Below are 9761 nucleotides of genomic sequence, written 5' to 3'. Positions count from 1 at the left end.
AGGGCAGCGGTGGCGGCCTTCGCAAGCCGAACAAGGGCGAAGGGGGCAGTTCGGGGCAGGGCGGGCGGCCGGAGCGGCAGTCGAGACAGGGCCGGCCGTGACCACGTACCCTTTCGGCATGTCCACCCCCGCAACGGGCGCGGCCACAGTCGCGCCGCGCCGGTCAAGCCGGTTCGTTGCCTGGGTGCGCGCGTGGCGCGCTGGGTTGGTGCCGTACGACGAGGTCGCCGACGCCATCGCCGGCGACGAGGAGCACCTCGTCGCGGACGCCCCCGGCACCTGGACCGACGTCCCGCTGGGCGCCGCGCTGCCCACCCTGGCCAAGCTCTCCCCGGACGAGATCCGTCTGGTGCTGCCGGCGCCGGGTGACCCCCGGGGTCTGCCCGGCCCGGGGGATTTCGCCGGAGCCGCGCTCGTCACGGGCGAGGCGGTGGTGGCCGGCGGGCTCGGTTTGATCCCGCAGGTGCGGTCGCACACCTCCGGTTCGGGGGACTGTTTCGAGACGGTGCTGTGGCGGGTGTATCCGCTGCCGGCGAACGCGCACGCCGCCTCCCTCTCGCTGCCCGGCGCCGCCGAGGCGGAGGCCGAGCTGGCCGCCGCGCTGGCCGAGACGACCGCCGCGCTGACCCGCCTCGACGTGGCCCAGTGGCGACCCGAGCTGGCCGGCGCGCTGGCCGCCCTGCGCCGCCCGGACGGCGCCACCGACCTGCCACCGGGCTTCGACCCGCGGGCCCGGCGGCTGTTCGCCCGCGCCGCGGTCCTCGACCGGGTGCTGGCGCTGGCCGGCCACGCCGCGCCCGGTGGGGCGATCAACAACTACGAGGCCCAGCAGCGCGACGCGGCGCTGCGCCCCCTCACCGCGGCCTGCCGGCAGGCGCTGGTGGCCGCCTGCAACGCCCCCCTGCGCCCCTGACCGGAACGCCCGAGCGACGCCCCCAGCGGGCAAGATCGCCGCCCGCAGCGGGCAAGATCGCACTCGATCCAGGATGTAGTGGCCTCCGGCGGGAGGATGACCACTACTTCCTGGATCGAGCGCGATCATCGCCACGCGGCGCGAGGCGGGTCAGCGCGCGAGGCGGGTCAGCGCGCGAGGCGGGTCAGACCTCGTCGAGCAGGTCTGCGACGGAGTTGATGATGCGGGACGGGCGGTACGGGTAGCGCTCCGCTTCGGTGCGGCTGCTGATCCCGGTGAGCACCAGGATCGTCTCCAGCCCGGCCTCCAGGCCACAGAGGATGTCGGTGTCCATCCGGTCACCGATCATCGCGGTGCTCTCCGAGTGCGCGTTGATGGTGTTCAACGCCGAGCGCATCATCATCGGGTTGGGTTTGCCGACGAAGTACGGCTCCACCCCGGTCGCCTTGGAGATCATGGCGGCGACCGAGCCGGCGGCGGGCAGGGCGCCCTCCACCGACGGGCCGGTCACGTCGGGGTTGGTGCAGATGAAACGGGCCCCGTCGTTGATCAGGCGGACCGCCTTGGTGATCGCCTCGAAGCTGTAGGTGCGGGTCTCGCCGAGCACCACGTAGTCGGGGGCGAAGTCGGTGAGCACGTACCCGACGGCGTGCAACGCCGTGGTCAGCCCGGCCTCCCCGATGACGTACGCGGTGCCGCCGGGCCGCTGGTCGGCGAGGAACTGGCCGGTGGCCAGCGCGGACGACCAGATCGACTCCTCCGGCACGTCCAGTCCCATCCGGCTCAGCCGGGCCGTCAGGTCGCGCGGGGTGTAGATCGAGTTGTTGGTCAGCACCAGGAACGGCTTGCCGGAGGCACGCAGCCGGTTGATGAACTCTGGCGCGCCGGGTACCGGCTGACCCTCGTGCACGAGTACGCCGTCCATGTCGGTCAGCCAGCTCTGCACGGGCTTGCGGTCATGCATCGGTTCCCCCAGCGGGCGTCGGACGGCGGGTCGGCACGCAGCAGACGGTGGGGCAGCTGTCCCACATCGGCAGCTCGCCGAGTCGACGGCGCAGCTGCGCGCCGTCCGGGTCGGTCCGCTCGGTGACCAGCTCACGGACCATGGTCACGAAGCGCGGGTCGGTGCCCGGTGTGTCGGCCCGGACGAAGTCCAGGCCGAGTTGCTTGGCGGTCTCCAACGCCTCGGTGTCCAGGTCCCACACCACTTCCAGGTGGTCGGAGACGAACCCGATGGGGCTGACGACCACGCTGGTGGTGCCGCTCTGCGCGAGGGTGGCCAGGTGATCGTTGATGTCCGGCTTCAGCCACGGCACGTGCGGCGGGCCGGAGCGGCTCTGCCAGACGAGGTCGTACGGGAGGTCGGGGGCGGCGGCCGCGGCCACCAGCCGGGCGGTCTCGTGTAGCTGCGCCTCGTACCGGCCGCCGTGCGGGCCGGCGTTGGCCGCCATCGAGCTGGGAATGGAGTGGGCGGTGAAGACCAGCCGGGTGCTGTCCCGCTTCGCCGGGTCGAGCTGGGCCAGGGCGGCGCGGACGGCGTCGGTGTGCGGCTCGACGAAGCCCGGGTGGTCCCAGAACTGGCGCAACTTCTCGATCACCGGCGCGTCCGGGCCGACCGCGGCACGGGCGGCGGCGATGTCCTCCTGGTACTGCCGGCAGGACGAGTAGCCGCCGTACGCGCTGGTGACGAAGGCCAGCGCCCGGGTGATCCCGTCGTCGCGCATCTGGGTCACGGTGTCGGCGAGCATCGGATCCCAGTTGCGGTTGCCCCAGTAGATGGGCAGGTCGAGGCCGTGCGCGGCGAAGTCGGCGCGGACGGCGGCCAGCAGCTCGCGGTTCTGCTGGTTGATCGGGGACACCCCACCGAAGTGCTGGTAGTGCTCGGCGACCTCGGCCAGCCGCTCGGGCGGCACACCCCGACCGCGGGTCACGTTCTGCAGGAACGGCATCACGTCCTCGGGCCGCTCCGGTCCACCGAAGGACACCAGCACCACCGCGTCGTACGACATGGGGTCATTCTCGCCCCTCGGCCCGGACGGCCCGGCGACGCCCCCTGCTCCGGACGCGTGGGTCACGCGTCCGGGGGCCGGGGGCGTCGTCGTGGCAGGGTCAGGCGCCGATGGCGTGGTAGCCGCCGTCGACGTGCACGATCTCGCCGGTGGTGGCCGGGAACCAGTCGGACAGCAGTGCCAGGCAGGCCCGGGCGGCGGGCTCCTGATCGGTGAGGCTCCAGCCCAGCGGGGCCCGCTCGGTCCAGGCGTCCTCGAACTGGTCGAAGCCGGGGATCGACTTGGCGGCGATGGTGCGCAGTGGGCCGGCGGCGACCAGGTTGCTGCGGATGCCCTGCTTGCCCAGGTGCAGCGCCAGGTAACGGGACGCGGACTCCAGGCCGGCCTTGGCCACGCCCATCCAGTCGTAGACCGGCCACGCCTTGGTGGCGTCGAACGTCAGTCCGACCACCGCGCCGCCGGGCGACATCAGCGGCAGCGCCGCCATCGCGAGGGACTTGTAGGAGAAGGTGGAGACGTGCAGGGCGGTCGCCACGTCCTCCCAGGGCGCGTCGAGGAAGCCGCCGCCGAGGCAGCTCTGCGGGGCGAAGCCGATCGAGTGCACGACACCGTCGAGGCCGTCGACGTGCTCGCGGACCCGGTCGGCGAGGCCGGCCAGGTGCTCGGTGTTGGTGACGTCCACCTCGATGACCGGCGCCGGCTCGGGCAGCCGCTTGGCGATCCGCTCGACCAGGGAGAGCCGGCCGTAGCCGGTGAGCACGACCTGCGCGCCGTTCTCCTGAGCGAGCTTCGCCACCGAGAAGGCGATCGAGGCGTCGGTGATGACACCGGTGACGAGCAGGCGCTTACCGGCGAGCAGTCCGGACATCGCAGATTTCCTCCGTAGTGAGAAAGGGTCAGTGGCCCATGCCGAGGCCGCCGTCGACCGGGATGACGGCGCCGGAGACGTACCCGGCGCTGTCCGAGGCCAGCCAGGTGACCACCGCGGCGACCTCGTCCGGGCTGGCCATCCGGCCGGCCGGGATGGACTTGCGGATCTCCGCCTTGCGGTCGTCGGACAGGCCGGCGGTCATGTCCGTGTCGATGAAGCCGGGCGCCACCACGTTCGCGGTGATGTTGCGGCTGCCCAGTTCGCGGGTGATCGAGCGGGCCACGCCGACGAGGCCGGCCTTGCTGGCCGCGTAGTTGACCTGACCGGCACCGCCGGACAGGCCGACCACCGACGAGATGAAGACCATGCGGCCCCACTTGGCGCGGAGCATCTTGCCGGAGGCCCGCTTGGCGACCCGGAACGCGCCGGTGAGGTTGGTGTCCAGCACCCCGGTGAACTGCTCCTCGGTCATCCGCAGCAGCAGCGTGTCGTCGGTCATGCCGGCGTTGGCGACCAGCACCTCGACCGGCCCCAGCTCAGCCTCGACGGCGGTGAACGCGGCGTCGATCGAGGCGGCGTCGGTGACGTCGGCGCGGACGCCGAACAGCCCGTCGGGTGCCTCGCCGCTGCGGTGGGTGACCGCCACCCGGTCGCCCTGCTTGGCGAAGGCCTGCGCGATGGCCAGGCCGATCCCCCGGTTGCCCCCGGTCACCAGCACGGTACGGGCCACTGTTCCCCCTTGCGAATGGTCAGCACGGACGCGTCGGAGCCTAGGCGTTACCGGCAGGTAAGCGCTAACGGGAGTCGTGTCACACCGGGGTACGACACCGGGATCAACCCCTGGTGGCACGCCTTGCGGCGGGCTCGGCCCGTAGCCTCCCGGTGGTGAACCGGCAACCGATCGCCGTGGCCCTGCGAGCCCTGCGGCACACCCTGCTGGGCCCGGACGCCCCGGTCGAACGCCCGCTGCTGGCCCGTTGGCCCACGCTGGCCCCGTACGGCGCGCCCGTCGGGCTGCTCGCCGTGCTCGGCCTCTTCCTGATCACGCTGACCGTGGAGAGCGAGTGGGGCCTGTCGCTGCCGGTCGCGGTGCTGTTCGCGGCGATGACCGTGGCGCCGCTGCTGGCGCTGCCCCGGCGTCCGCTGCTGGCCTGGCGGCTGACGGTGCTGGCCCTGCTGATCTGCACGTTCAACGCGCCGGCCGACCGGTCCTGGCCGTGGACGCCGCCGCTGGCGCTCGGGTCGGTCGCGGTGGTCGCGGTGGTCGTCGCGCGGGTCGACCGGCCGGTGCTGCTCTGGGTGGTGACGATCACCACGGTGCCGGTGCTGACCCTGGTGCACCCCGACAACCGGGTGCCGGTCCTGCTGCTGCTCGGCGCGCTGGCGATCGTCGGCGATCTGATCCGGCGCAACCAGACGTCCCGGCGCGCGTTGGCCGCGCAGACCGAGCTGAGCGAGCGGGAGCAGGAACGGCGTGCGGTGCTGGAGGAACGCACCCGGATCGCCCGGGAGCTGCACGACGTGGTGGCTCACCACATGTCGCTGATCGCCGTGCAGGCGGAGACCGCCCCGTACCGGCTGACCGACGTGCCGGCGCCGGCAACGGCGGAGTTCGTCGCCATCGCCGCCTCGGCCCGCGACGCGCTGACCGACATGCGGCGGCTGCTGGGGGTGCTGCGCAGCGAGGCCACCGGTGCCCAGACCGCGCCACAACCCGGCCTGGGCGACCTCGACGCGATGGTGGAGGCCGCCCGCCGGGCCGGGCTGCCGGTGACGTTGGACGCCGGGCCGGTCCAGGACGGGCGGGTGCCCGCGCCGGTCGGGCTGGCCGCGTACCGCATCGTGCAGGAGGGGTTGGCCAACGCGGCCCGGCACGCGGCCGGGGCCGCGGTGCGCGTCACGGTCCGCGCCGACCCGTCCAGGCTGGGAGTACGCGTCGAGAACTCCCCGGCCGACGCCGGACCGAGCGCGGACGGCGGGCCGGGGCACGGGCTGACCGGCATGCGGGAGCGCGCCACCTCGCTGGGCGGTACGTTCACCGCCGGGCCGCTGCCCGACGGGGGTTACGCGGTGGCGGCCGAACTGCCGTACGAGGCGGAGAGCGGAGACGCATGATCAAGGTGCTGATCGCCGACGACCAGGCGATGGTCCGGCAGGGCTTCGGCGCGCTGCTCGCCGCCCAGCCGGACCTGCTGGTGGTGGGTGACGCCGCCGACGGTGCGCAGGCCGTCGCCGCCGCCCGCCGGCTCGACCCGGACGTGGTGCTGATGGACGTCCGGATGCCGGTCATGGACGGGCTGGAGGCCACCCGCAAGCTGCTCGGCGACCGGTCGGCGCAGCGCCCCCGGGTGCTCATCCTCACCACCTTCGACCTGGACGACTACGTGTACGAGGCGCTGCGCGCCGGGGCGAGCGGCTTCCTGCTCAAGGACGCCCCGGCGGCCGACCTGGTGCAGGCGGTGCGGGTGGTGGCCGAGCAGACCGTGAAGACGCACGTCGGGCGGATCCTGGCCAAGCTGGGGCTGCGCGACCGCGCCCAGGCCGTGGTGCTGGCGTACGAGACGGGTCTGGTGGCCGCCGGCGAGTAGTCCCGGGGAGCCAGCCCACGGACGGCTCCGCGGGACGACGACCGGGCACCGCCCACCCGCCCATTCTCCCTCCGGACGACATTCCGGAGGGAGAACGTGATGCGACGACGAGGTGCCAGCCGGCTGGCGTTGGGCGCGCTGCTCGGCGTGAACCTGATCCTGCCGGCACCACCCGGGCTGGTCGCGGCGCCCGGGTTCGTCGAGGCGTACCCGGTGACGGCGGCGGCGATGCGCGCGGCCGGTCCCCCGTACGCGGACTGGGTGGCCGGCGGACGCCGGTTCCTGCTGTTCGACCGGCGCGGCGACGGTCGCGTCGTCGAGGTGCTGGGCGACCTGGCGGGCGCGGACCGGATCGCGGTGTTGGTGCCGGGGGTGGGCAGCACGCTCGCCGACTACGACCGGGGGCTGGGCGGGGTGGCCCGCCGCGCTCCGGCGGCGCAGGCCGGGCAGCTGTACCGCCAGCTGCGCGCGGCCGATCCGGCGGCGCGGGTCGCGGTGCTGGCCTGGCTGGGCTACGACCCGCCGGACGGGGTGTTGACGGCCGCCGGTGGCGTCCGCGCCCGACAGGGTGCGGCCGGGCTGGCCGGCCTGCTGCGGGAGCTGGCCGCGCGCCGGCCGGCCGCGACGATCACCCTGGTCGGGCACAGCTACGGGGCGCTGGTGGTGTCGCTGGCCGCCACGGACGCCCCGGTCCAGGTCACCGACGTGGTCAGCCTCGGCGGGGTCGGCGCCGGGGTGCGGCACGCCGACGACCTGCCCGGTGGGCGCCGGTTCTGGGCGGCCGAGGCGCCCACCGACTGGATCTACCTGTGGCACCAGCCGGTGCTGGTGGCGGTGACCGCGCTCACCGCCCGGGCCGGGGTGGCCCTGCCGGGTCTGCACACCGCGCCGGACGGTCCGGGCTGGGTGCTGGCCCGGTGCTGCTGGTTGCCCCTACTGGCGGTCGTGCTGGTCACGCTGGTGCGGGTGGACCGGCCGGCGGACCGCCGCGGGGCGGGGCGGCGGCCGGGCGGTGGAGGGGGCACCGGCCGGTCGGCCGAGTGCGTCCGGTCGACACCTCAGGTGTACGATCATCGACGTTCCGGCCGGGCCGACTTGCAGGAGGTGATCGCTGTGCGAGATAGCGATCCTCCCAGTCGTGGCCGGGCCGATGGTCAGCCCCGCTGAGCCACGACTCAGTCTGGTGAGCTGACCCCGCTCCGCTCCCGCACCGCTTCGGCTCCTGCCGAGGCGCGTGTGCCGCGCCGTCCGACCCCGGACGGTCGCCGGGAGCCGCCCGGTCACGACTTCGTGTGCGCGTCCCCACCCCCTGCGGTCCGCCCCCGCACGCGGACCGTCCAGCCGCCACCGGAGCCGTCCATGAGCCGTTACGTCGCCCCGCTGGGCTTCACCCTCGCCGCCGTCTGGGTGGCCGTCGTCTTCGTCCTGGCCGGCGGCGGTCACTGACCCACCGCCGGCCCTCGCTCGACGCGCCCGCTCAGAGCATCCGCGACGACCACAGCAGGCTGAGCGCGCCCGCGCAGAGCGCCAACAGCAACGCCACTCCGGCGTACCACTGGGTCACCTCGCGCGGCTCGGTGCGGAAACCGATCGAGCTGCCCATGTCCTGGTAGACCTGCTTCAACTCGCTCACCGAGGCCGCCTCGTAGAAGTAGCCCTCGGTGGTCTCGGCCAGCTCGGCCAGGGCCATCCGGTCCACCGGCACCCGCTGGAGCTGCCCGCCGATGTCGACCTGACCGGTGTCGGTGCCGAAGGCGATGGTGGACACCGGCACGTTCGCCGCCTGCGCGGCGGCCGCCGCCTCCTCCACCGACCGGCCCGAGGTGCGGAACCCGTCGGAGAGCAGCACGATCCGGGCCGGTGGGATGCCCGCCGCGCCGTCCGCCGGCACCGACCGGATCGCCTCCAGGCAGGTGAACACCGCCTCGCCGGTGGCGGTCGCCTCGGCCAGCACCAGCCCGTCGATGGCACTGGTCACCGCGTCCCGGTCCTTGCCCGGCGGCACCAGCACGTTCGCGGCCTTGGCGAACGACACGAGGCCCAGGTTGTAGCTCTCCGGCAGCTCGCTGACGAACTGCTTGGCCGCCTCCTGCGCCGCCTCCAGCCGGTTCGGCGCCACGTCGTCGGCCTGCATCGACAGCGACACGTCGATGGCGAGCATCACGGTGGCCCGCTCCAAGGGCTCCTTCGTGTCCACCGCCGGCCGGGCCAGCGCGGTGGCCAGCACCAGCAGGCAGAGCAGGAACGCGGTCGCCGGTACGTGCCGACGCCAGCCCAGCCCCTTCGGCGCCAGCGTGCGCAGCAGATCCACGTTGGTGAACCGCATCGCGTACGCCCGGCGGTGCAGCTGCCGCCAGACGTAGAACGCGGCGAGGGCGAACACCGGCAGCACGGCCAGCAGCCACCACGGTTGCAGAAAACGGATCATCGTGTCGTCCCCCGGGTACGCGCGTGCCGCTGCGCGGCCACGAAACGCACCATGTCCAGCAGCCAGTCTCGGTCGGTACGCAGACGCAGGTGGGCCGCGCCGGCGCCGCGCAGCGCGGCGGCGATCGTGGCCCGCTGGGCGGCGGCAGCCTCCGCGTAGCGCTGCCGCAGCCGCGGGTCGGCGGTCTGCACCTCGTGCAGCTCGCCACTTTCCGGGTCGACCACCGGCAGCACCCCCACGTCGGGCAGCTCCAGCTCGCGCGGGTCGACCACCTCGATGGCCAGCACGTCGTGGCGGACGCGCAGCTTGCGCATCGGCCGGGACCACTGCTCGGCCGGCGCGAGGAAGTCCGAGACCACCACGGCCACCCCGCGCCGTCGGGGCGGGCGGTTGAGCATCTCGACGAGGGCACCCAGGTCACCCCGGCCGGGCTGGATCGCGGTGCCGGCGACCGCGCGCAGCAGGCCCTGCGCCTCCTTGCGGCCGGAGCGGGCCGGCAGCCGGGTGAGCACCCCGGGCCCGACCGGGGGCGACCCGCCCCGCCAGCGCCAGGCCGGCGCGGGCGTCCCCCCGCCGGTGCCGATCACGGCGCCGATGCGGTTGCCGCCGCGCACGGTCAGGTGGGTGATGGCGGCCGCGGCGGCCACCACCACCTCCCGCTTGAGCCACTGCCCGGTGCCGAAGTCCAGGCTGGCCGAGAGGTCCAGCGCCAGCCAGGTCTCCAGTTCCCGATCGGCGACCGTACGCCGCACGTGCGGCGTCGTGGTCCGTGCGGTGACCGGCCAGTCCATCCGGCGTACGTCGTCGCCGGGCCGGTATTCCCGTGACTCCCCCGCCTCGCTGCCCGGCCCGGGGAGCAGACCGGCGTAGTCGCCCTGGAGCAGACCGTCGAGCTTGCGGGTGACCAGGAGCTGGAGCCGGGACAGCACCGCCTCGCTGCGGTCGCCGAGAG

11 protein-coding genes are annotated in these 9761 nt (G+C 74.1%); 5 read left to right on the top strand and 6 right to left on the bottom strand.

What is annotated here, in order from left to right:
* Positions 1-118: 118 nt before the first annotated feature.
* On the top strand, positions 119-913 hold the full coding sequence (locus F8271_RS27355; RefSeq protein ID WP_151492733.1) for a hypothetical protein: 795 nt from the start codon (positions 119-121) through the stop codon (positions 911-913).
* Positions 914-1097: 184 nt separating this feature from the next.
* Here F8271_RS27355 and F8271_RS27350 read toward each other — a convergent pair whose 3' ends face one another.
* The 4 genes from F8271_RS27350 to fabG form a co-directional block, all read right to left on the bottom strand.
* Positions 1098-1877: an HAD-IIA family hydrolase gene (locus F8271_RS27350; protein ID WP_030337797.1), complete on the bottom strand. Its 780-nt coding sequence runs from the start codon at positions 1875-1877 to the stop codon at positions 1098-1100.
* Entirely contained in the window at positions 1870-2922 is a 1053-nt protein-coding gene (locus F8271_RS27345) for a ferrochelatase (protein WP_151492732.1), read from the bottom strand. Before F8271_RS27345 ends, F8271_RS27350 begins: the two co-directional genes overlap by 8 nt.
* 100 nt (positions 2923-3022) lie before the next feature.
* Positions 3023-3790 carry an enoyl-ACP reductase FabI gene (gene fabI / locus F8271_RS27340; protein ID WP_151492731.1) on the bottom strand — a complete coding sequence of 256 codons (768 nt, stop codon included), beginning with the start codon at positions 3788-3790 and terminating at the stop codon, positions 3023-3025.
* 28 nt (positions 3791-3818) lie between these two features.
* A complete protein-coding gene (gene fabG / locus F8271_RS27335) occupies positions 3819-4523 on the bottom strand; it encodes a 3-oxoacyl-ACP reductase FabG (RefSeq protein ID WP_151492730.1) in 705 nt (234 codons plus the stop codon).
* 155 nt (positions 4524-4678) lie between these two features.
* On the opposite strand from fabG, the gene F8271_RS27330 reads away from it, so the two are divergent.
* The 4 genes from F8271_RS27330 (at position 4679) to F8271_RS27315 (ending at position 7827) form a co-directional block, all read left to right on the top strand.
* Positions 4679-5908 carry a sensor histidine kinase gene (locus tag F8271_RS27330; protein ID WP_151492729.1) on the top strand — a complete coding sequence of 410 codons (1230 nt, stop codon included), beginning with the start codon at positions 4679-4681 and terminating at the stop codon, positions 5906-5908.
* The gene (locus F8271_RS27325) at positions 5905-6381 is read left to right on the top strand and encodes a response regulator transcription factor (RefSeq protein ID WP_151492728.1); all 477 of its coding nucleotides are present in this window, start codon (positions 5905-5907) and stop codon (positions 6379-6381) included. The genes F8271_RS27330 and F8271_RS27325 overlap by 4 nt, the downstream gene beginning before the upstream one ends.
* A 99-nt stretch (positions 6382-6480) precedes the next feature.
* Positions 6481-7548 (top strand): alpha/beta hydrolase, encoded by a 1068-nt coding sequence (locus F8271_RS27320; RefSeq protein WP_225854794.1) that lies wholly within the window; start codon positions 6481-6483, stop codon positions 7546-7548.
* Between the two features lie 69 nt (positions 7549-7617).
* The gene (locus tag F8271_RS27315) at positions 7618-7827 is read left to right on the top strand and encodes a hypothetical protein (protein ID WP_151492727.1); all 210 of its coding nucleotides are present in this window, start codon (positions 7618-7620) and stop codon (positions 7825-7827) included.
* A gap of 31 nt (positions 7828-7858) precedes the next feature.
* On the opposite strand, the gene F8271_RS27310 is transcribed toward F8271_RS27315, so the two are convergent.
* Positions 7859-8809 carry a VWA domain-containing protein gene (locus F8271_RS27310; protein WP_151492726.1) on the bottom strand — a complete coding sequence of 317 codons (951 nt, stop codon included), beginning with the start codon at positions 8807-8809 and terminating at the stop codon, positions 7859-7861.
* Positions 8806-9761 (bottom strand): DUF58 domain-containing protein (locus tag F8271_RS27305; protein WP_151492725.1); only part of this gene is annotated, 956 nt, incomplete at its 5' end. The genes F8271_RS27305 and F8271_RS27310, both read right to left, overlap by 4 nt.

This window comes from Micromonospora sp. ALFpr18c (assembly GCF_008868155.1).
Taxonomy (GTDB): domain Bacteria; phylum Actinomycetota; class Actinomycetes; order Mycobacteriales; family Micromonosporaceae; genus Micromonospora.
Note: the sequence above shows the minus strand (reverse complement) of the source record. Positions and strands in the feature narration are given on the sequence as shown.

Bases quoted from the DNA above. Each gene is read 5' to 3' on its own strand.
- F8271_RS27355 (WP_151492733.1), top strand. From the start codon at position 119: ATGTCCACCCCCGCAACGGGCGCGGCCACAGTCGCGCCGCGCCGGTCA.
- F8271_RS27350 (WP_030337797.1), bottom strand. From the start codon at position 1,877: ATGCATGACCGCAAGCCCGTGCAGAGCTGGCTGACCGACATGGACGGC.
- F8271_RS27345 (WP_151492732.1), bottom strand. From the start codon at position 2,922: ATGTCGTACGACGCGGTGGTGCTGGTGTCCTTCGGTGGACCGGAGCGG.
- fabI (WP_151492731.1), bottom strand. From the start codon at position 3,790: ATGTCCGGACTGCTCGCCGGTAAGCGCCTGCTCGTCACCGGTGTCATC.
- F8271_RS27325 (WP_151492728.1), top strand. From the start codon at position 5,905: ATGATCAAGGTGCTGATCGCCGACGACCAGGCGATGGTCCGGCAGGGC.
- F8271_RS27320 (WP_225854794.1), top strand. From the start codon at position 6,481: ATGCGACGACGAGGTGCCAGCCGGCTGGCGTTGGGCGCGCTGCTCGGC.
- F8271_RS27310 (WP_151492726.1), bottom strand. From the start codon at position 8,809: ATGATCCGTTTTCTGCAACCGTGGTGGCTGCTGGCCGTGCTGCCGGTG.